Genomic DNA, 20127 nt, shown 5'->3' with positions numbered 1-20127 from the left:
GCCTTTTTCTTTTGTCACAAAAGCGGACTTATGCAGCTGGCTAGCCTGTAAAGTCCGCTTTCTTGTTATGTTTATTTAGCCAGCGTCTTCTCCTGGCCGCTGTCCTGCGTCTTCGTGCTTGTCTTCGTCTTCGCCGAAGAGATGAACCAATAAGCCATCCCGAGAAACACACTGCCCCCGACAATGTTGCCAAGCGTCACCGGCACCATGTTGCCGATCCAACCGGCAATCGACACCGTCTCCGGATGCCCGGGCAGCATGACCGCCAGCGTAAGCAGCGACATATTCGCTACGCTATGCTCGTACCCTGTTGCAATAAAGGCAAACAAGCACCACCAGATCAGAATGAGCTTCGCCGTCTCCCCTTTGGTGCGCATGCCCATCCATAAAGCGAGACAGACGAGCCAGTTACACAGAATCCCCCGGAAAAACAGTTCCATAAACGGATCGTTCATCTTTTTGGCGGCCGCGGTAAAAATCAGGTGATCAGCCGGAATGCCCTTAAACAGTCCGGAGCCATAGATCAGACTGCTGAGCACAATGGCTCCGACAAGATTTCCGATGAACACAACCACCCAGTTCTTCAACGTATCCGATACGGTGGTCCGTCCGGACAGCGTGCTCATCGTAAAAAACATATTGTTGCCGGTAAACAGCTCCGATCCTGCAAACACAACGAGTGTGAGCGCAATCCCGAAGGCCGCTCCCATCACGAGAGACTGAAGCGGCGAACCTTCCGCTGCAAGCGGAGCGCCCAGCCTGAATATCAGCATGATGCCGATTCCGACATAAGCGCCCGCCAGCATCGCGGATACGAAGTAACGCAGAAAATTGGTCTTCATCTGTTCCTTTTTCTTGACCGCCGCCTGGACGACGGCTTCCACATCTTCAGCGAACACGGACCTCACCTCCCGGGTGCTCCGTCTGCTGGCCGCCTGCCGCCACGCCTACCTCAATCATTCCATCGGCCTCCCGGACCGGAAACGTTCGCACGTGGCCGGTATCCGGCGCTTGCACAAGGCCCGTCGTCAGATCAATTTTCCAGTCGTACAGCGGATCATATATATAGTGGCCGGATACGATGGCCTCGGCCAGCGTTCCTCCTTTGGGGTTAGGGTTTTTGTTCTCCAGTGCAAACCAGCGATGATCCGAGGTTCGGAAAACGGCGATTTCCTCGCCGCATACTGACACCTTCCTTCCGAGCAATGTCGGGAAATCCTCCGGCCGGCCAACAGGTGTAAACATTCCGTTCTCCATGTGTGTCATCCTCCGTTCAGGTTTTATAAAATCAGCTCATCGTGACCGGTTTGACGTCCTCAAACAGCGTTTCCCGCAGCGTCTCATCCTTCAGCACTTTCTTCCAAGGGTCTTCGACCTGCTTGAGGGCAAGCTCGATTCTTGCGACCAGCGCCTTCCGCTCGCCGTCATTGCTCAGCACCGCTTCGCGGATAGAATCAAGGCCCAGACGCTCCACCCATTCCGATGTTCTTTCCAAATATTTGCCGGTCTCGCGGTAATACTGCATCAGCGCCGCACAGATCTCAATCAGCTCTTCATCCGTCTTCACTTTGCAGAAAGAATCGGCAAGGCGAGCTTTCGTTCCCCCGTTGCCGCCGACAAAGATCTCCCAGCCGCCGTCATTGCCAACGATGCCGATATCTTTGGTGCAGGCTTCGGCACAGTTCCGCGGACAGCCGTTAACCGCCATCTTGAATTTCGCCGGAAAGTCCAGCCGCTCGAACTTCTTCTCGATCAAGGCGCCCATGCTCATGGAGTCCTGTGTGCCGAAGCGGCAGAACTGGGAGCCTACACAGGTCTTCACCGTCCGCAGCGACTTGGCGTACGCATAGCCTGACGGCATATCCAGCTCCTCCCACACCTTCGGCAGGTCCTCCTTCTTCACGCCGATCAGATCCAGACGTTGACCGCCCGTCACCTTGACGACTTTCACATTATATTTCAGCGATACATCCGCAATTTTCTTCAGATCCTCCGGTGTCGTCACCCCGCCGTACATCCGCGGCACTACCGTAAACGTGCCATCCTTCTGAATGTTTGCGCTCAGCCGCTCGTTCACAAAGCGGGACTCTCGCTCCTCCTGATGCGTTTCAGGATTCAGCATGACGAGGTAGTAATGGATGGCAGGCCGGCACTTCGAGCAGCCCTCGGGATTGCTCCAGCCCAGGACATGCATGACCTCTCTCGTGGAGGTGAGTCCTTTATCCCGGATCTGTGCCACAATTTCATCCCGGTCGAGCGTCGTGCACGGACATATTCCCTGCTTGGCACTGGCTGTATAGCCGGCCCCGAGCACGCTCTGGAGAATCTGCTCCACCACCGGCTTGCAGCCGCCGCAAGAGCGGGTCGCTCCCGTGCAGGCCTTAATTTCATCTACTGTCGTTAAGCCCTCACCGTTAATGGCGTCCACAATCGCCTTTTTCGTCACCCCGTTACAGCCGCACACAATCTCGTCATCCGGCATGTTCTCCACCATCGCGGCTTTGCTGCCCCCGTGTCCTCCGCACCCGGTTCCCATGATGGAAGCATAGATTTCATCCGTCATTTCCGCCTTCTGTCTGACCAAAGACTGCAAGCTGGCCGATTCGCTTACGTCGCCGAACAGGATCGCTCCGACGATGCGCCCGTCCCGCATCAGAATTTTTTTGTATGTCTTCTTCCACTCATCCTTAGCGGTAATCACGGTATGCTCCGGCTGCTCCAGGAACTCGCCGGCCGAGAACACATCAACTCCGCTGATCTTCAGTTTGGTCGATACCACCGATCCTTCATACGGCTTAGTGTCCACCCCGCTTAAATGCTTGGCCAGCACCTGTCCCTGCTCAAACAGCGGAGCCACCAGGCCATAGCATACGCCGCGATGCTCACAGCATTCGCCTACCGCATATACATCTGGCATCGACGTTTCCATATAGTCATTGACGACAATCCCGCGTCCGGTCTCAATGCCGCTCGCTTGAGCCACCGCCGTATTCGCGCGAATGCCGACCGCCATCACAACCAGCTCGGCCTCCAGTTCGCCCCCATCCTTGAAGCGCAACCCTTTCACCCGGGTATCTCCCCATATTTCAGTCGTCTGTTTCCCGAGCAGGAAACGAATTCCCTGGCGCTCAAGCTCCTGCTGCAGCATCCGGGCCGCATGGGAGTCGAGCTGGCTCTCCATCAAGTCGTCCATCAGGTGAACGACAGTGACCTCCATACCGAGACTCACCAGCCCTTTGGCTGCCTCAAGTCCGAGCAAACCGCCGCCAATGACAGCCGCCTTCTTGTAGATTTTGGACGCTTCGAGCATGCGGGTACAATCCGCAATATCCCTGAAGCCAACGACGCCTTCCTTATCACTGCCTGGAACCGGAAGAATAAACGGACGCGAGCCGGTCGCAATAATCACCTTGTCGTAAGGCACGTTCAAGCCATTGTCGCAGACCACCACTTTGTTTGCCTCATCAATGGCTGTCGCTGCCGTACCGGTGTGAAGCGTAATCTGATTGTCTTCATACCATTGCCAGTCATTCAATACGATATCATCGATCGTTTTGCTGCCCTCCAGAACGTAAGACAGCATGATCCGGTTGTAGTTCGGGTGTGGCTCCTGGCCAATGACCGTAATATCATAGGCTCCGCCCAGTTTAATAATTTGTTCAATCGTGCCAATTCCGGCGATGCCGTTTCCTATGACAACTAATTTTTGTTTTTTTCGATTCGTCACGATGCATTCCTCCCCGCTCGTTATGCAGCTTATCTCTTCCCTTACATGTCAATTATATCGTTTGAGCCCTTTTATTTTTGTGATATTTTTCACATAATATAGTTAAAAATTTAATTATTCATACGAAAATAAACCCTGACTGAGAACATGTCTCAGGTCAGGGTCTATTTTTGTGGAAGTGCCGAATGAACCACCGTCATTTTTCAATCCATTGCTCCGCCCAACTGGAGATTTCATCCATTACGGGACGAAGCGCTTTCCCCTTTTCAGTTAATTCGTATTCAATACGAACCGGAGTCTCCGGGTAAACATGTCGTACCAAAATGCCCTCACATTCCAAGTCCTTCATTCTCTCGGACAGCATCTTGTCACTCATGGACGGTATGACACTGGAGATGTCTTTAAACCGCTTCGGTCCGCTCATCAGCGCCTGAATGATCAGTCCATTCCATCGCTTGCCAAGGCATGCAAACGCCGACTCAAACCGGGGACAGAGCTTGATGTTTGTAGCTCCCATATCCTTCACCTCTTTGCGAAGTCACCTTGTACTCATCATTATACGGGTAAACACTAACATGTGAAACTTACGATTAGTTAGTATGTTTCATTTTAGCATATTTTTAGGCTTCTGAAAACCTTTTAGCCCTTTTTCCTCATAAAATCAGCTGTTTCTTCTTAAAATTTGAGATAAATGATCCAGATCAGACATAACAATATCGGTCAGCTTCCTGTTATATAGTATAGCAGCCGGATGAAACAAAGGGAATATTTGATAGATTTCCCTTGAGAAGATATAGCCCTTATCCGGCATTGCCGGATCGGCCGCCTGCTGAACTGGCCCTTCAATCAGCTTGCCGTGCAGTGAAGTAATCGTTTCGTGACTGCCAATCAGTCTGTGCAGCGCCGTATTGCCCATCGGCACAATGATCTGCGGCTGAACCCAGCGAATCTCTTCATCCAGTATGGGCGCATGCGCCAAGATTTCAGTTTTGGTAGGCGTTCGGTTGGAACGGCTGATCACCGTCTCCCCTGACGCCCGGGTCAGCGGCTTCTCCTTATACGGTCTGCTGCGGATGACGCTGGTGATATACACCTCATCACGGGTAAGCCCAAGCCGCTGTAAATACCCGTCCAGCTCCTCCCCGGCCTGACCGGAAAACGGCCGTCCTTCCTGGATCTCTGTCGCTCCCGGCGCTTCACCGACAAACATCACCTGTGCCGGATACGTGCCTCCCCCAAGCAGAAATCCTTCCACCGGGTGCCCGCTCAGCCGGGCTCTGCAGACGGCAATGACGGATGGATCCACCGGCGCGCTTCGGATTCCACTCAGCATTCGGTTCCCCTCCTTCCAGGTTATCCACCCTTTCATACATTATATTACCCTAAGATGCAAAGAAACCGGTCAAGAATATATAATCCTTGACCGGTTCTGCCGCTATTATGAATGCGGAAGCTAACTTATACGACCGGAATCTGCAGCGGACGGATCGGCTGACTGTTTCCGAACACCTGTTTACCCGCTTTGGATGGTGCCCACCGAATCGCATTGGAAATGACTTTCAGCACTTCAGGGTTGCGGTAGGTTGGATAGGTTTCATGACCTGGACGGAAGTAGAAGATATTGCCATGTCCGCGCTTGAATGTGCATCCGCTGCGGAACACCTCTCCTCCGGAGAAATTGCTGATAAAGATCAGCTCATCCGGGGCTGGAATGTCAAAGAACTCCCCGTACATCTCCTCTTGATCGATAATGATCGGACCTGTAATTCCTTCAGCGATCGGATGCGTCGGGTTGACGCTCCACATCAATTCCTGCTCCCCGGCTTCCCGCCATTTCAAATCGCAACTTGTGCCCATCAGAGCTTTGAATGGCTTGGAGAAATGGCCGGAGTGCAGAACGATCAGCCCCATACCGTCAAGCACGCGCTTTACCACTCGATCTACAATCTCGTCGCTAACCTTGTCATGAGCCATATGTCCCCACCACAGCAGTACATCGGTGGAATCGAGCACGTCCTGGGTCAGTCCATGGTCGGGCTGATCCAGCGTTGCCGTCCGGATGATAAAATCCGGATGAGCCAGACCCTCGGCCAAAGCCATATGAATCCCTGTCGGATACACGGCTTTAACCTCCTGATGAATATTTTCGTGAACGAACTCGTTCCAAATCGTTACATTAAGCATGTAGCTGTTCCCCCTAGAAATGCATTTAGTCGTTAGCTTGCACAGCGGATCAAATAACTTATACCCACCACATTTCTCCGAGCGGCTCTTCGATAAGCACTTGTTTCAGGTTATCCACCGCTTTGGAGAAGCCTTCTTCTACAGACATCAAGCCATCCTCATGCTCGATGCTGACCACATAATCATACCCGACGAGACGCAGAGCGCTCATCATATCTGCCCATTCCTTCACATCATGACCGAATCCGACGCTGCGGAACTGCCAAGCGCGATCCAGCATATTCGTGTAGGACTGCATATCCGTCAAACCGTGCTTGTTAACATTGATTGGATCAATGCTGGTGTCCTTCGCATGGAAGTGATGAATCGCTCCGGCGCGGCCCAAAATTTGAATCGCTTGTACCGGATCAATGCCCTGCCACCACATATGGCTCGGATCAAGGTTCGCCCCGATCACTTCGCCGGCAGCCTCACGCAGACGCAGCAGCGTGCCTGGAGTATGAACGGAGAAGCCGCCATGCAGCTCAAGACCGATCTTCACATTGCGGTCAGCAGCGAATTTACCCCACTCGGTCCAGTAAGGAATCACTTTGTTTTCCCATTGCCAGTCCAGGATTTCCTGGTAATCGTTCGGCCAAGGAGCTACAGGCCAGTTCGGATATTTGGCATCCTCATGGTCACCTGGGCAGCCGGAGAACGTGTTAACGACAGGCACTTCCAGTTTCTCAGCAAGCTCAACTGTTTTTACGAAGGCATCGTGAAAATCTTTTGCGATCGCTTTTTGCGGGTGAAGCGGGTTGCCGTGGCAGCTTAGCGCACTGATGATCAGCCCGCGCGATTCCACCGCATTTTTGAAATTCTTCAATGCCGTTTCATTCTCAAGAAGCTCCGCCGGGTTGCAGTGCGCATTCCCCGGGTAACCTCCGGTTCCAATTTCAACCGCTTTCAGCCCTTTGGCTGCAACGTAGTCAAGCGCATCTTCCAGCTTGCGCCCGCTGAACAGTACCATAAATACTCCAAGTTTCATTGTTGGATCTCCTCCTGTTTCCATGAATTGATTCGAATTGATTCGGGAACTTCCCTTGCTGTAATTACCACAATAAATCCGGGCAGTAACTTTCTTCGACAAGCACTCCCTGTGCTCCTGCTTCACGAGGAGATGTTATCAGGCAGTATCTTTTACTGAACAGCCGTGCATATACACCATCTTGTGTCATGCTTCCCTCTGCTTGGCGGATTAGCCCAAATCGGCCTGCTGCGGAGCCGGGAGCTTGCCGTAATGATAAGTGCTCTGCAGCACGATATGGCGGCCCTCCAGAGACGACTGCTGGAACGACTGCATAATCTCCAGCACATGGTACGCAAGGCGTCCGCTTGCGCGATGATCCTTGTTGCTGTGGATCGATTCAATCATGTCATTAATGCCGAGCCCGCGCTCATTCTGCCCGCACTCGAACACAGGATCCAGCGTTTTCCATTCATCGGATCCTTGCTTGCGCAGCTTAACCTCACCATTGAAGTAGTTCGGATCGCCGAGGCTGAGCGTGCCCTGCGTGCCGTAAATCTCAAGCCACGGCAGCGACGACCCGCCGAAAATATCGAAGCTGGTAATCATCGTGGCAATCGCTCCGTTCTCGAAATCGAGCGTGCCTGCCAGATGCGTCGGGGTCTGCACCGTAATCGGCTTGCCCTGCAGCGGACCGGAGCCTATGCTGCGATCAGGAATCTGAATGCCTGCCGATGCGCTCACCCGGCTTGCAGGACCCAGCAGCTCGACCAAAGCCGACAGATAGTACGGCCCCATGTCCAGCATCGGCCCGCCGCCCGGCGCATAGAAAAATTCAGGATTGTGGTGCCAGGCCTCCGGCCCGGAACCCATCATGAATGCGGTCGCCGCAATCGGACGGCCAATCAGCCCGGATTCAATGGCTGCCTTGGCTGTCTGGACGCCGGAGCCGAGGAACGTATCCGGCGCACAGCCGACGCGCAGCCCTTTCAGGTCTGCCTTGTTCAGCACCTCTCGTCCTTCTTCAAGCGTGATCGCCAGAGGCTTTTCGCTGTATACGTGTTTCCCGGCCTCAAGCGCCGCTACATCGACACTTGCATGGCTGGCCGGAATCGTCAAATTAATAATCAGATCAATGTCAGGACGCGCCAGCATCTCTTCTACCGTGCATACGCCCGGTATGCCGTATTCCTTGGCCTTTGCTTCTGCGTAATCCATAACCAGATCGGCGCACGCGATCACTTCAACCCACGGGCTGTTCTTCAGGTTGGTGAAGTATATGCCGCTAATATTGCCGCAGCCGATAATGCCTGCTTTCATTTTTGTCATCGTTGTCACTCCTTGACCCATTGGATATGCCCGGTCTAGTAACCATGGTATTCTGAAACGCTTTCGTTTAAAATGAATAATATGATTGAAACATGAACTATCTGGTCATTATTTTCTTTTTTGAAGGAGACATTTCGTCATGGAACCATCTTTTACAAGCCAAGTCGTCGCAGCAGATTTTTCCTTTCACCGTAAGCCTTTTGAGATGACGCTCCCCGACGGTTTTGACTCCTACTTAATGCGGCTTCAAACCAACGGACGCTGCCGTGCGATCATCGACGGCGAACTTGTCCATATCGAGCCCGGCGATCTGCTTATATGCCGTCCCGGTCAGCCTTACGAGCTTAAGATTGACGATGAACTTAACGCCCATGGAGAACTGACGATTGAAAGCGGCGATTATCATATCTTTATCAAAGGCGATTGGGTTGATGCATGGTGGAACGCTTTAAAGCGCCCGGCCAAAATCCGGATGCCGCTGGAAGAACGCTACCTGAGCCATTTTCGCTCGCTCGTGCTGGAGCAGCGGCGCATCACCAACCCCTATCCCCAGATCGCCGACTATACGGTCCGGATTCTGTGTCTTGAGGTGGACCGGCTGCTGTCCGAGCAGCCATCCACAACGCCGAAGACCTATCTGGCATACCGCATGAAGAACTATATTGAAGAGAACGCCTCCTCGATGTTCAAGCTGGAGGATGTCGCCGGGCATGTCGGCATCAGCGTCTCCCGGGCAGTGCATCTGTTCAAAGAGGCGTTTGGCACCACCATCATGCAGTACACGATGGAAGTGCGGCTGAACATGGCCAAGGAACGGATCGTATTCAGCCCGCTCTCGCTTGAAGATGTGGCGGAGACGTCGGGCTTTGCCAACTATACTTATTTTCACCGGGTATTCCGGTCCCGATTCGGCGTATCGCCCAAACAATACCGCATGGCCAGCCGCACGCCTACCTGAGCAGCTGATGCTTAGAGTCTGACTTTAGCTGCACATTCTAACAGCGCCTGTGTCTGCCGCTGTGCGAATGCCGCTTCGGACGATAATCGCATAGGCGTAGGCAGCAGTTCCAAAGGCAACAGTGGAGTGAACCGCATCAGACTGTTATTACTAAACAAGCCCGGGCAAGGATCCACTCCTTCCTCCGGGCTTGTTAGGATTCACGCGATAGTTCAGATGACGCTTCACCAGCTTAACAGGTCAAAGACTAGCATCCTCTAACGCGCTCCCTTCACTTCCATATCTCCATATTCCTTACAAAGATCCTTTTAAAGAAGAATCCAGACATGCCTCAACAGCATGCTTTACCTCAGAATACAAGAGCGGCTCGCAAGCGACTGTTACCCACAGTCTTTGCAAGCCGTCCGCCTTCTATGTACCGCTCTTGCGGGCGGCAGCGATCTGTTCCATCGCCTCGGTAACCACCGCGGCCAGATCGTCATTCCCGTAGAGGGACAAAACGCCAAGAACGGTATGATCCGCAATATCCCCGGCTTCCTCCTTCGGCACAGTCAGCGCAAGCGCTCTGGCCAACGGTTCATTCACCGGCTGATCGGGATATGCCTTGCGGTAAAGCTCCGCAGGGTCCAGCCCCTGATTCACGCACCACTGGGCGAACACCAGGATCATCATATCCTCATCCTGCCTGTAGCTTTCCACAATCCGCTCTTCTAGGGATTTTGATTCTGAATCCATATGATCGGTCTCCTCCTCATGTATCCAAGGGCTTCACCCGCGTGCAGCTCCAAGCGCGCAGGGAAGGATGCGGATTGACCCAGCATCAACCGCATGTTGACCCTTTCCTCATGAGCACATTATAACGGCATCTTCGCCAGGAGACAAAACCCGCGGATTAATCCGCCATCTTCACTTGCACAGGCTTGCGTTTTTGCTTGTCATCATTCTTTTTCTTCGTCCACAAGCCTAGACCGATAATAAGGATAACGACAATAATTTCAAATCCATACTTCAACACGTTGTTTGCAAACCAGTGATGAATGAGCGGCTCTTCTACGATCATCTTGGAAGCGGTCCATGTCAGAACGGCTGCACCGATCGTAATGACTACCGGATAACGTGTGGTCAGCTTCAAAATAATTGTACTTCCCCATACCATAATCGGCACCGAGATGGCCAGACCGAGAATAACGAGCAGGAAGCTCTCGCCCGCTGCACCGGCAACCGCAAGCACATTATCCAGACCCATCATCGCATCCGCGATAATAATGGTCCGAATGGCTGCCCACATCTGGTTCCCTGCCGAAATTTCATGATCCTTCTCATCCACCATCAGCTTGTAGGCAATCCATAGCAATGCCAGACCGCCAACAAGTCGCAAGCCTGGAATCATCAGCAGATATACAACAAGCAGCGTCGCAACGACACGAACGGCAATGGCGCCGACCGTTCCCCAGATGATGACCTTCTTCTGGTCTTCCTTCGGAACGTTGCGTGCAGCCAGACCGATGACGATCGCGTTATCGCCTGCCAGCACCAGGTCAATGAGGATAATGGACAACAGCGCGGTCCAAAATTCTACTGACATGATATCCATGCTTCTTCACTCCTTCTTTCTTGATATCGATATGTTTTCCTGATACCGACGTCCACCATGCAAAAACGTTGTTTCCTTTTTCTAAGCAGTTCAACAACGTTTTATAAGCGCAAAAAAGACCTTTACCTCATCAATAAATAAATGCAGGCAAAGGTCTCGCTAAACAACTGGTTCGTTGCCAGTAAAGCCGGAGTTCGGTGAACTCGTAATGACGACTTTACTGCTGGAGCTACTCCCCTTTGGGAACTATTCGGCTGGACACATTATAGCACATGACCAACATGTTGTATATATAAGTTTTGACATGAGCACCACTTCTTTCTTGGGGCCAGGACTGCATATTTTCAACCCGTACGTAAACGGACGGCAGCGGCTCTTTTCTGGTATGATAGATATATTCGCCAGCTCAGCAAGAAAGGAAATTATGATCATGAAATGGCTCGTTCCTGCAGTCTATCTCTGTGTGCTCGTTATCGCCTTTATATACAGGCAAGACATCTTCATCTGGCTGGAGCAGTCCCCGGCATTTCCACTGATGATGCTGCTTGCAACGGTGTTCGCTCTGTTTCCCTTGATGCCGTACAAGGCGGTCATCGCCGTGCTCGGGTATACCTACGGGACGATGGGGGGAGCGGTTATCGCCTGGGTCGCCACCACCATCGCAGCCATCGTGGTTTATGCGGTAGCCCGAGTGGTGTACCGCGACTCCGGCCACAGGCTGATCGAGCGGTATCCGGCTCTGGCCTCGTTTACCAAGGCGGTGCAGACCTACCCATTTCGGGCAGTCATCATCGCGAGGCTGCTGCCGGTCATCCCGCAGACGGCCGTCAACATCTATGCCGGGGTGGCGCCTGTCCCTTTCTGGACTTATGTGATCGCTTCTGGCATTGGCAAAATCCCGTCCATTCTCATCTATGCCTACCTCGGTCACGGCCTGTCCTTGAACCCCGCGCTGTTCGGTACTGTGGCCGCCATCATCATATTGCTGTCCACACTGCTCATGATCGCCTATCAAAAGAAAGGCAGCCGAAGATGAAACTTTCCTCCTGCCTTTTTGGCTTCATGGAACCAAATGATTTATAATATAATGCACAGCGTTTAAATTCTAACCCTATTATGGAGGGATAATATGAATCACTCAACGAATGAACTGGCGACATTTGCCGGAGGCTGCTTCTGGTGTATGGTCTCTCCGTTCGATCAGCTGCCCGGCATCGTGAAGGTCGTATCCGGCTACACTGGCGGCCATACCGAGAATCCGACCTATGAAGAGGTATGCTCCGATACTACCGGCCACTACGAGGCTGTCCAGATCACCTACAATCCGGACATTTTTCCTTATGAGCGACTGCTGGAGCTGTTCTGGCAGCAGATCGACCCTACCGATGCAGGCGGCCAATTCTATGACCGGGGCGCCTCTTACCGCACCGCAATTTTCTATCATACCGATGAACAGCGCGAGCTGGCGGAGCAATCGAAGCAGGCGCTGGCACAAAGCGGACGTTTTGACAAGCCGATCGTGACCGAGATCCTGCCGGCCAGCACGTTCTACGAGGCAGAGGAATACCATCAGGACTACTACAAGAAAAATCCCGTTCACTACAAGCGGTATCGCAAAGGCTCCGGGCGCGAGGATTTTATCGAATCCCACTGGAGTGAGCCGATTGACAAGAACGAGCTGAAACGCCGTCTCTCCCGCCTTCAATATGAGGTAACCCAGAACAGTGCTACCGAGCCTCCATTCCGGAACGAATACTGGGATCATGAAGGCGAAGGAATATACGTGGACATCGTCTCCGGCGAGCCGCTGTTCTGCTCGCTGGATAAATATGATGCCGGATGCGGATGGCCGAGCTTTACCCGTCCCATTCAGGATCATGTCATTAAAGAGCGGATCGACCTCAGCCACATGATGGTGCGTACCGAGGTTCGCAGCCGCCGCGCCGACTCCCATCTCGGTCATGTCTTTGACGACGGCCCGGGTCCGGACGGCTTGCGCTACTGCATTAACTCTGCCGCGCTGCGGTTTGTGCCGAAGGAAGACCTTGAGAAGGAAGGCTATGGACAATATTTAATGCTGTTTGAATAAAGGCGGAGCCATTCTACAACTGCCTGATATTCGGCTGAAGAAGGGGATAACTCCCCTTCTTTTTTTTGTTGTGTATGCCGCGCTCGCCTTCTAACTTGCTGTTGGATGCTTTCTTATCCTCGGTCGCCCGAAGTTTGGCTTAGGTCGGTTAAGCCCATGTTCTCACGGGTAATAGGTCTGTAACGAAGCAGCTGCTGAAATCGATGCTGAAATGGAGGGATATCCATGCCTTGGAGTGCGAATGATTATCCGCCGTCCATGAAATACTTGAAGCCGCGTGTCCGCAAAAAGGCGGTTGAGATCGCCAACGCGCTGCTCGAGGAAAACTACGAGGAAGGCAGAGCGATTGCCATCGCCACTGCCAAAGCCCAGGAATGGGACGAGAACCATCCGGAGGACGAGGAATAACCGGGATTCATCTTGATTATACCAAGACAAACGCGAGTACCCGCACGGGGGACCAGATGCGTAAGCGGCTGCTGACTTACGACCATGCGCAGCTTGAATAATCAAAAGCGGTCATTCGTGATAAGACTCACGAGTGACCGCTTATTGTTATTTCCGATTCGGTTATGATTCAAGGGTTACACCGACCTCCCGCTCACGGGATGGGCGCTGCCAGGCTTGGCGGCAACAGCAGCTCGCCGGGCCGATGCACGTTTGAATATCGGCTTGAGCGGCTTCGGTTTCGCGACTTGCTTCTCCCGGCCATAAGCGACCGTCATCGAAATGACCTGCCCTGCAATCGTAACCGCCAGAATGGTGAACATGGTCTCCATCAGCGGCAGATACGCCAGCGACAGAAGCAGCACCGCGGCATCCATGATCAGAATGACCGTACCGACCTTAAGTCCGCTCCATTCGCTGATCAGTACGGAGATCGCATCATCCCCGCCCGTAGCACCGCCATAACGCAGAACGATTCCCGCTCCAAAGCCGGTAAGCACACCGGAGATTAGAGCCGCAACCAGCAGGTTATGGTGAAGATCGATCACCAGGGTCGAATAACGCTCCATCAACGCATAGAACAAAGAGAACATCGCCGCTGCCACGACCGTGTTAATGATGAACTTCTTTCCCTTCAAAAACAGGGCAACCAGCAGCACCGGAATATCCAGCAAAATCATGCCGAGCGCTGGCGGAATGTCCAGCACATACTTGCCCAGCAGTGCCAGGCCTACAAATCCGCCTTCGGATAAATGGTTCTGAAAATTAATATGATAGTAGGTAAAAGCCATTAATAACGTACCAAATAACATCGCTGACATTTCAATAATGAAGTCTTGTCTTTTCCTCATACAGGATCCCTCTTGTCGTAGTAGATTGGTCAGACAAAGGCCCATCTCTACGCACAGGCATCCTGGAGGAGCTCATCCTTCGGATAATCATCCTATCCTTCCTTTCGTAGAGACCGTCCTTGTCTTCAGACGTCCGACATCGCTCTACGGAGGAAGCTATGTGTATGACAGATCATAACGTTTCCAAATCGTCCTTTGGGGAATTGTCCTTCGGGGACACATGGTATCCTGATCCTTTCTTTATTTAGTTGTTTGCCAAGTTCCAATTGTATTATACCACAAAGTGAAGGCCGACTAAACAGGGGCTGGAGATATTTGGGCAATCAAGCAGTAAAATACACGCCGGCTCCCCCTCATTGGCTCATGCTCCCTCTATGTATACGACCAGCATCGTTCACATATTCGAAAAATCCAGTGTGACGATAATCACAAATGGATGTTCGGGCCATCCCTATACTTGACACATACGAATGATTTACAATGCTTATTCACGAGAAACAGTATCTGGAAAAAAGGGAGGCCGTGTTATGCTGCACAAAGAAACGATTGAGATCATCAAATCCACCGTGCCGGTACTCGAAGTTCACGGGACCGAGATTACGTCTGTGTTCTACACAAGACTGTTCGACAATCATCCCGAGTTGCTGAACATATTCAACCATGCGAACCAGCGCCAAGGGCGTCAGCAAACTGCGCTGGCCAACGCCGTATATGCCGCCGCAGCGCATATTGACCGCCTGGAGGAGATTGTGCCTGTCGTCAAGCAGATCGGCGAGAAGCATCGCGCGCTCGGCATTTTGCCGGAGCATTATCCCATCGTGGGCACAACCCTGCTTGCGGCAATGAAGGAAGTGCTGGGAGATGCGGCGACACCTGAAATTTTGAATGCTTGGGCGGATGCCTACCAGGTGATTGCTGATGCGTTCATCAGCGTGGAGGCGGAAATGTACGAGAAGGCAGCCCGTGTGCCTGGCGGCTGGTCCGGCTTTCGGCGTTTTGTCATCAATCGGAAAGTGAAGGAAAGCCCGTTGATCACCTCATTGTATCTCGTGCCGGAGGATGGCGGGGAAATCGCGAGCTACGAACCCGGACAGTATATTACACTGCGGGTGAAGCCAGAGGGAGACTCGTATTCTCATCTGCGGCATTACAGCTTGTCCACGGCTCCCGGAAAGCCTTACTACCGCATTACAGTCAAACGCGAGGACGGGGTGAATGGCGAAGGCGCCGGCGTCGTATCCACCTGGCTTCACCGCCAGGCTGAGGAAGGAACGGTCGTTGAAGTCAGCGCGCCAGCCGGCTCCTTCACTTTAAATTCCGATTCGGAGTTGCCCCTGGTTCTCATTAGCGGCGGGGTTGGATTGACCCCGTTGGTGAGCATGCTGGAAACGGCGCTCACCAAGCAGCCCTCCCGTCCAGTCGTATATATTCATGCCGCCAAATGTGGAAGCCAGCATGCGATGCGCGATCATATTGAGCAACTGACTGTCCAGCATCCGCAGCTCCGCTCTTACGTGATCTATGAATCTCCAGAGCAGGAAGACCAGTGCCATAAGACAGGCTACATTGACCTTGAGTTGTTGCAGGAAACAACCGATCCGGGCTCCGACTTCTACTTCTGCGGACCGGTGCCGTTCATGCGCGCCGTATACAGCCACCTGAAAGCGATGGGCGTGCCTGCGGATCGGGCGCATTACGAATTTTTTGGACCTGCCGGAACGATCGAGCAATAATCTGTTTTCCTTCAGAGGCTCCGCTCAGCGTACATAGCATCTGCGCGCTGGGATGGCAGCCTCTTTATGATTCAGCATAAGCCTGCCTAGCCCCGTTCGTTAAATTCCGGTGAACGCAGCAGCCGATTAACCGTTTCCCGCCGTACGCCGATCAGCTGTCCGATTTCCTCCTGGGTCAAATATTCGGTCAGATGCCTGCCGTCGGAGTGCTCGTCTAGCCAGCGCATTAGCAGTGTCAGCCGCTCCTGCGGCGTGCCCACGGTCAAGTGGTCCAGCCGGGTCTGCATAAAGCGCAGCTTCTCCTGAAGCAGACGCGCCACCTCCAGCGGTTTCTCCGGATCTTCCCGGAGCTCTCGGTACCAGGTCTCCGCCGGGATCACTTCCACTTCGCTCTGCATCAGCGCCGTAGCGGTTCCATGCGTTTCCTTCGGACTGATGAGCGAATGATGAGGAACCGTTTCACCCGGATATAAAATGTTGAAAAGAACCATATTGCCATTCTCGTGCAGACGCGTGACCTTGAACAGACCGCTTTCGATACGATATAAATACTTCCCGCTATCCCCTTGCCGAAACAAAATTTCTCCCTTGTTCAGTCTCATTCCCGATCACACTCCTTTGTCGCGTAGGTTTATGCTAAAGACAACGAAATTCTCCATAACGATATGGAGCCATGAATCACACAATGCGATTACCGTAACTATAACAGATGAATGCGCTCAACATCCCTGGAAGAACCAGAATTTGTGGATTGTTTTTCAATGGATGAAGTTCTAAGATGAAAGAAAAGGAACGTATGTTCCTGTATATGTATAAGGTATCACGCTGCATCTACATCACTTGAATCAAGGATGTGCCGCTATGACAAGACTATCCAAGACGCCTCCCCCTCCATCGGAGGAAGACGCCGCCCTGGTTCGAGACTATGTCACTTACTCGGTGCTGCTCGCTTGTGCGAACCGGGATCTCCGGACGCTGCGCACCCTCGATCTGAAGCTGTCCAGCCTGTATATCCACAGCTTGGATGAAGTGAAGAAGGACATAACGGAACACAGACGCCGCATCCAGCTGCAGCTTCGCCGGCACGGCATTCGGCTGTATCGTGAAGAGCGGTGTGCCTATGGCATAGAAGCCCATTACTTGTGCCGAGGCTTCACGTGCAGCCTTGTCGCGGAATGGGCCGAGATGAAGCCGATCTGGATTCATCTTATGATGAATCACATCATGAACCAAGTGTCTCCCGGAACACAAACAGACTGCTGACAGCGGGGACATCCGCTATCAGCAGTCATTATGCAGCATGGCGCTCCATCGCTATTCGACCACGCTGCCCTCCGGGGCCAAGGCCGTGGTTCCTCGCTCCACCAGCTTGACCGGAACGAGCACGCGGCCTGGCGTCTGTCTTCCCTTCTCCAGCCACTCGACAATGATTTCGGCAGCCTGACGCCCGATTTCATAGAAATTTTGCTCAATCGTCGTGAGCGGGATAAGCACATGCTCGGTTACCGGATTATTGTCAAAGCCGATAATCGAGAACTCTTCCGGAATCCGGATGCCTCTGTCCAGGCATAAATTGAGCAGCGATGCGGCAATGAGATCATTTTCGGTATGGACCGCCGTCACGCCATCCGCGCTGTACGAGTCCAGCAGCTCCTTATAGAACCGCTCCCCTCCGACCTGCTCCCGATATCCCTTCATATTGAGCCGGATATAGCGGCTGTCAATCGGAAGGCCGTGGTCTTTCAGCGCCTGGCAGTAACCGAAATACCGGTCTCTGACGGAGGAGGTCGATTCAATCGTCACCGCGGTCAGGAAAGCGATCTTGCGGTGGCCAAGCTCTATCAGCCGCGAAACCGCCTGGTAAGAGCCGTTAAAATTGTCGGATACGACAGCCCCGAGCGGCAAGCTTTCAAAATATTTATCTATCGTGATGATCGGATACTCGTCCAGACAGAGCCGGTGCAATATATCGTAATTCGTCTGGTCATTCCGAGGATATAAAATGATGGCCGCGATGCCCTTTCGGGTCAGCATCTCCAGCAGATCGCGCTCCTTCTGCGAATCGTAATCACTTTGATGGATGCTCAAATAGTAGCCGTTAGCGTTCAGCCAGTCCGAGGCCCCGCGAATATACCCCATCGTCCCCCGGTCATCCTCTGACGGCAGGATCAGCGATATCATCTTCCCGGTTCCCTCAGCTCTGTTCTCCTGTCCCCGGTTTCTGGGCTTGACGAAGCTGCCGCTTCCCTTGATCCGGTAAATGTATCCGTCCCGCTCCAGTTCATCGAGCGCTCTGCGCGTCGTGATGCGGCTGACTCCGAATCTAGAGCTCAGCTCTGCCTCGGTCGGCAGCTGGGATTCAGGACGATACAGGCCCGATGAAATTTCCGACTTCAACTGATCCATGATCACGCTGTACAGCGGTTTATTGTCTTTAGTCAACTTCGTTCTCATCCCATCTACGGTTCTCTTTTTCAGTATCTCTCCCGGTATTAACACTTGCAAAATTCGGACGACGCTGCATCCTTGTTATAGTAAATTATAGCGTTTTCCGCATTGCCGTGTAAACTGAGGGGCAGCTTGCCTCCCTGCAATCATGGCTCACTTTACATTTATATACCGCTCATACTGCGCTCTCTTGATGTCCAAATATTTGCTTGCTCCCATCCTCTCCAAGGTGGAGACATAGGTGTCCCAATCCGTATCCAGGCTCGCTTTGCCGGTCACGAACTTCACGCGCATCTCTTCAATATACTTGTTGATGTCGGTGAGAATCGCGCTCGTTGTTCCCGCTTCCTCGTCGGTTGGCACAAAATCCGGCCACAGCTCCTTCGGCGCCAGCTCGTCCAGCTCGGCAGGATCGGCCTTAATCTCATTTTCCACCGTCGTGCCTCTTGCAGCCATCCGCAAGTCGTCGTCCGGCTCGACATACGGATAATAAGCGCCATATACATTGTCTACATATTGGAATGCCCCTAGCTGCACACCGCCCTTGTAGTTCAAAATTTCATCCTTGTATCTCGGCTTGCCGTCCACGATCTCATACGTTTCCCCTTCCAGGCCGAAGGTGCCGAAGTTAATCCCTTCTTCCCCGTAGAAGTAGTCAATCCATTTGATCGTTTCGACTGGATACTTGTTTTTATTGGTGATAATAAAACCGAAGATGCCTTTGGCCGGCGGCCCCAGCGTACTGGCCACCTTATCCCCGTTCGGACCTTCCAGGGCGTTGATGCCGACATAGTGCTCGGACGCTTCCTTGCCGATATACCCCGGTCCCTCCCATACGAAGGAGCCGATCAGGTTATTCGCGCCGTCGGTGGACCATTTGGCGTAATCATAGCCGGTCGTGAAGTTCTGCTGCGCCAGCGAGCCGTCCTGATACAGCTCATGCATATACCGCAGAAGCTCCCTGTATTTCGGATCATTAAACGTCGTTTTCACCTGACCGTCCGTATCCTTATACAGATACTGGCCAAACGCCTTGGCACCTCCCTCGCCCATGCCGAAGCTGCCGGCCAGGAAGCTCTCCAGGAATGTCCAATACTGCGTTTCGAGAACCCAGCCGAGGCGGTTCGGATCCTTCTCCCGCACGGTCTTTAGCGCCTGACGGAATTCCTCCGTCGTTGCCGGCACCGGCAGCCCGGCCTCATCGAGCCAGCTCTTGTTGATATACAGGCGGACAGAGTTGAACGCCTTCGAGAAATCAACATAAGGCAGGGCATAGATATGCCCATCCGACATCGTGATGGCGCCTCTAATGTCCGGATTGTCATTCAGCAGCTTTTGCAGGTTGGGCGCATGCTCCTCGATCAGATCCTCAAGCGGGATGAACAGCCCCTGCTTGCCGTATTTCATCAGCTCGTCTGTGCCGAAGGCAATCCGGTAGAAGGCGTCGGGCAGATCATTCGAGCCGAGCATCACATTTTTTCGCTCCGTGACCGCTGAGCCAGCCAATTCCTCAAACTCGACATGGATGCCGGATATCTCCTCATACTTTTGCCACATCCACAGCTGGTCTGCAGGCGGATGGACGTCGGTGTATCCGCGCTTGACCATTTTCAGCGTAATCGTTCCTGGATCGTCCGTCTCTCCCGGCTCCGGCGTTGCCGTATTGTCCGAGCCGCTGCATGCCGCAAGCAGCAGAGCACACGATATTGTCCAGGCAAGCAAAGCAAACCATCTTGTTCTCATCATTCTCTTAACCCCTCT

At 52.9% G+C, this 20127-nt stretch carries 20 protein-coding genes; 6 read left to right on the top strand and 14 right to left on the bottom strand.

All coding sequences use genetic code 11. The features are described 5' to 3' along the window. Positions 1-71 precede the first annotated feature (71 nt). From CHH75_RS09370 to CHH75_RS09335, 8 genes are all read right to left on the bottom strand, one after another. A complete protein-coding gene (locus CHH75_RS09370; protein WP_095263374.1) occupies positions 72-899 on the bottom strand; it encodes a formate/nitrite transporter family protein in 828 nt (275 codons plus the stop codon). After that, positions 889-1257 (bottom strand): nitrite reductase (NAD(P)H) small subunit, encoded by a 369-nt coding sequence (locus tag CHH75_RS09365; protein WP_095263373.1) that lies wholly within the window; start codon positions 1255-1257, stop codon positions 889-891. Before CHH75_RS09365 ends, CHH75_RS09370 begins: the two co-directional genes overlap by 11 nt. A 31-nt stretch (positions 1258-1288) precedes the next feature. Next, on the bottom strand, positions 1289-3727 hold the full coding sequence (gene nirB / locus CHH75_RS09360; RefSeq protein ID WP_095398032.1) for a nitrite reductase large subunit NirB: 2439 nt from the start codon (positions 3725-3727) through the stop codon (positions 1289-1291). Positions 3728-3923: 196 nt separating this feature from the next. Further along, on the bottom strand, positions 3924-4244 hold the full coding sequence (locus CHH75_RS09355) for a winged helix-turn-helix transcriptional regulator (RefSeq protein ID WP_095398031.1): 321 nt from the start codon (positions 4242-4244) through the stop codon (positions 3924-3926). Between the two features lie 144 nt (positions 4245-4388). Further along, positions 4389-5060 (bottom strand): uracil-DNA glycosylase, encoded by a 672-nt coding sequence (locus CHH75_RS09350; RefSeq protein ID WP_230875556.1) that lies wholly within the window; start codon positions 5058-5060, stop codon positions 4389-4391. A gap of 125 nt (positions 5061-5185) precedes the next feature. After that, complete coding sequence (locus CHH75_RS09345; protein ID WP_095263370.1) at positions 5186-5911, bottom strand: ThuA domain-containing protein; 726 nt, start codon at positions 5909-5911, stop codon at positions 5186-5188. A 58-nt stretch (positions 5912-5969) separates the two neighbouring features. Beyond that, positions 5970-6938 carry a sugar phosphate isomerase/epimerase family protein gene (locus tag CHH75_RS09340; protein ID WP_095263369.1) on the bottom strand — a complete coding sequence of 323 codons (969 nt, stop codon included), beginning with the start codon at positions 6936-6938 and terminating at the stop codon, positions 5970-5972. A 210-nt stretch (positions 6939-7148) separates the two neighbouring features. Next, on the bottom strand, positions 7149-8246 hold the full coding sequence (locus tag CHH75_RS09335; protein WP_095398030.1) for a Gfo/Idh/MocA family protein: 1098 nt from the start codon (positions 8244-8246) through the stop codon (positions 7149-7151). Positions 8247-8385: 139 nt separating this feature from the next. Here CHH75_RS09335 and CHH75_RS09330 point away from each other — a divergent pair, with 139 nt between their 5' ends. Further along, positions 8386-9204 carry a helix-turn-helix transcriptional regulator gene (locus tag CHH75_RS09330; protein WP_095263367.1) on the top strand — a complete coding sequence of 273 codons (819 nt, stop codon included), beginning with the start codon at positions 8386-8388 and terminating at the stop codon, positions 9202-9204. Between the two features lie 411 nt (positions 9205-9615). On the opposite strand, the gene CHH75_RS09325 is transcribed toward CHH75_RS09330, so the two are convergent. Together CHH75_RS09325 and CHH75_RS09320 are read right to left on the bottom strand one after the other, a co-directional pair. Continuing rightward, positions 9616-9939: a hypothetical protein gene (locus tag CHH75_RS09325; RefSeq protein WP_095263366.1), complete on the bottom strand. Its 324-nt coding sequence runs from the start codon at positions 9937-9939 to the stop codon at positions 9616-9618. A gap of 157 nt (positions 9940-10096) precedes the next feature. After that, complete coding sequence (locus CHH75_RS09320) at positions 10097-10798, bottom strand: TerC family protein (protein ID WP_095263365.1); 702 nt, start codon at positions 10796-10798, stop codon at positions 10097-10099. A gap of 424 nt (positions 10799-11222) precedes the next feature. Between CHH75_RS09320 and CHH75_RS09315 the strand changes: the two genes are divergently transcribed. From CHH75_RS09315 to CHH75_RS09305, 3 genes are all read left to right on the top strand, one after another. Next, positions 11223-11834, top strand: a complete 612-nt coding sequence (locus CHH75_RS09315) for a TVP38/TMEM64 family protein (protein ID WP_255223007.1) — start codon at positions 11223-11225, stop codon at positions 11832-11834. Positions 11835-11927: 93 nt separating this feature from the next. Further along, a complete protein-coding gene (gene msrA / locus CHH75_RS09310; RefSeq protein WP_095398029.1) occupies positions 11928-12887 on the top strand; it encodes a peptide-methionine (S)-S-oxide reductase MsrA in 960 nt (319 codons plus the stop codon). Positions 12888-13112: 225 nt separating this feature from the next. Continuing rightward, positions 13113-13295, top strand: coding sequence for a DUF2188 domain-containing protein (locus CHH75_RS09305; RefSeq protein WP_095263363.1), 183 nt, complete (start codon positions 13113-13115; stop codon positions 13293-13295). A gap of 176 nt (positions 13296-13471) precedes the next feature. Here the strand turns inward: CHH75_RS09305 and CHH75_RS09300 are convergent, their stop codons facing one another. Then, on the bottom strand, positions 13472-14185 hold the full coding sequence (locus tag CHH75_RS09300; protein ID WP_095263362.1) for a YitT family protein: 714 nt from the start codon (positions 14183-14185) through the stop codon (positions 13472-13474). A gap of 527 nt (positions 14186-14712) precedes the next feature. Between CHH75_RS09300 and hmpA the strand changes: the two genes are divergently transcribed. Continuing rightward, on the top strand, positions 14713-15918 hold the full coding sequence (gene hmpA / locus CHH75_RS09295; protein WP_095398028.1) for an NO-inducible flavohemoprotein: 1206 nt from the start codon (positions 14713-14715) through the stop codon (positions 15916-15918). A gap of 86 nt (positions 15919-16004) precedes the next feature. Here the strand turns inward: hmpA and CHH75_RS09290 are convergent, their stop codons facing one another. Next, positions 16005-16520, bottom strand: a complete 516-nt coding sequence (locus CHH75_RS09290) for a Crp/Fnr family transcriptional regulator (RefSeq protein ID WP_095263360.1) — start codon at positions 16518-16520, stop codon at positions 16005-16007. A gap of 259 nt (positions 16521-16779) precedes the next feature. On the opposite strand from CHH75_RS09290, the gene CHH75_RS09285 reads away from it, so the two are divergent. After that, on the top strand, positions 16780-17181 hold the full coding sequence (locus CHH75_RS09285) for a YhjD family protein (protein ID WP_095263359.1): 402 nt from the start codon (positions 16780-16782) through the stop codon (positions 17179-17181). Between the two features lie 51 nt (positions 17182-17232). Here the strand turns inward: CHH75_RS09285 and CHH75_RS09280 are convergent, their stop codons facing one another. Beyond that, positions 17233-18372, bottom strand: coding sequence for a GntR family transcriptional regulator (locus CHH75_RS09280; protein WP_255223006.1), 1140 nt, complete (start codon positions 18370-18372; stop codon positions 17233-17235). Positions 18373-18519: 147 nt separating this feature from the next. Continuing rightward, positions 18520-20109 (bottom strand): type 2 periplasmic-binding domain-containing protein, encoded by a 1590-nt coding sequence (locus CHH75_RS09275; RefSeq protein ID WP_095263424.1) that lies wholly within the window; start codon positions 20107-20109, stop codon positions 18520-18522. Positions 20110-20127 lie beyond the last annotated feature (18 nt).

The sequence above is a fragment of the Paenibacillus sp. 7541 genome (assembly GCF_002276395.1).
In the GTDB taxonomy this organism is placed as follows: Bacteria; Bacillota; Bacilli; order Paenibacillales; family Paenibacillaceae; genus Paenibacillus_AQ; species Paenibacillus_AQ campinasensis.
This window is presented reverse-complemented; position numbering and strand designations above follow the sequence as displayed.

Bases quoted from the DNA above. Each gene is read 5' to 3' on its own strand.
- CHH75_RS09315 (WP_255223007.1), top strand. From the start codon at position 11,223: ATGATCATGAAATGGCTCGTTCCTGCAGTCTATCTCTGTGTGCTCGTT.
- CHH75_RS09285 (WP_095263359.1), top strand. From the start codon at position 16,780: ATGACAAGACTATCCAAGACGCCTCCCCCTCCATCGGAGGAAGACGCC.
- CHH75_RS09320 (WP_095263365.1), bottom strand. From the start codon at position 10,798: ATGGATATCATGTCAGTAGAATTTTGGACCGCGCTGTTGTCCATTATC.
- CHH75_RS09355 (WP_095398031.1), bottom strand. From the start codon at position 4,244: ATGGGAGCTACAAACATCAAGCTCTGTCCCCGGTTTGAGTCGGCGTTT.
- CHH75_RS09300 (WP_095263362.1), bottom strand. From the start codon at position 14,185: ATGAGGAAAAGACAAGACTTCATTATTGAAATGTCAGCGATGTTATTT.
- CHH75_RS09365 (WP_095263373.1), bottom strand. From the start codon at position 1,257: ATGGAGAACGGAATGTTTACACCTGTTGGCCGGCCGGAGGATTTCCCG.
- CHH75_RS09345 (WP_095263370.1), bottom strand. From the start codon at position 5,911: ATGCTTAATGTAACGATTTGGAACGAGTTCGTTCACGAAAATATTCAT.
- CHH75_RS09280 (WP_255223006.1), bottom strand. From the start codon at position 18,372: ATGAGAACGAAGTTGACTAAAGACAATAAACCGCTGTACAGCGTGATC.
- CHH75_RS09350 (WP_230875556.1), bottom strand. From the start codon at position 5,060: ATGCTGAGTGGAATCCGAAGCGCGCCGGTGGATCCATCCGTCATTGCC.
- CHH75_RS09325 (WP_095263366.1), bottom strand. From the start codon at position 9,939: ATGGATTCAGAATCAAAATCCCTAGAAGAGCGGATTGTGGAAAGCTAC.
- CHH75_RS09275 (WP_095263424.1), bottom strand. From the start codon at position 20,109: ATGAGAACAAGATGGTTTGCTTTGCTTGCCTGGACAATATCGTGTGCT.
- CHH75_RS09330 (WP_095263367.1), top strand. From the start codon at position 8,386: ATGGAACCATCTTTTACAAGCCAAGTCGTCGCAGCAGATTTTTCCTTT.
- msrA (WP_095398029.1), top strand. From the start codon at position 11,928: ATGAATCACTCAACGAATGAACTGGCGACATTTGCCGGAGGCTGCTTC.
- CHH75_RS09335 (WP_095398030.1), bottom strand. From the start codon at position 8,246: ATGACAAAAATGAAAGCAGGCATTATCGGCTGCGGCAATATTAGCGGC.
- CHH75_RS09290 (WP_095263360.1), bottom strand. From the start codon at position 16,520: ATGAGACTGAACAAGGGAGAAATTTTGTTTCGGCAAGGGGATAGCGGG.
- CHH75_RS09305 (WP_095263363.1), top strand. From the start codon at position 13,113: ATGCCTTGGAGTGCGAATGATTATCCGCCGTCCATGAAATACTTGAAG.
- CHH75_RS09340 (WP_095263369.1), bottom strand. From the start codon at position 6,938: ATGAAACTTGGAGTATTTATGGTACTGTTCAGCGGGCGCAAGCTGGAA.
- hmpA (WP_095398028.1), top strand. From the start codon at position 14,713: ATGCTGCACAAAGAAACGATTGAGATCATCAAATCCACCGTGCCGGTA.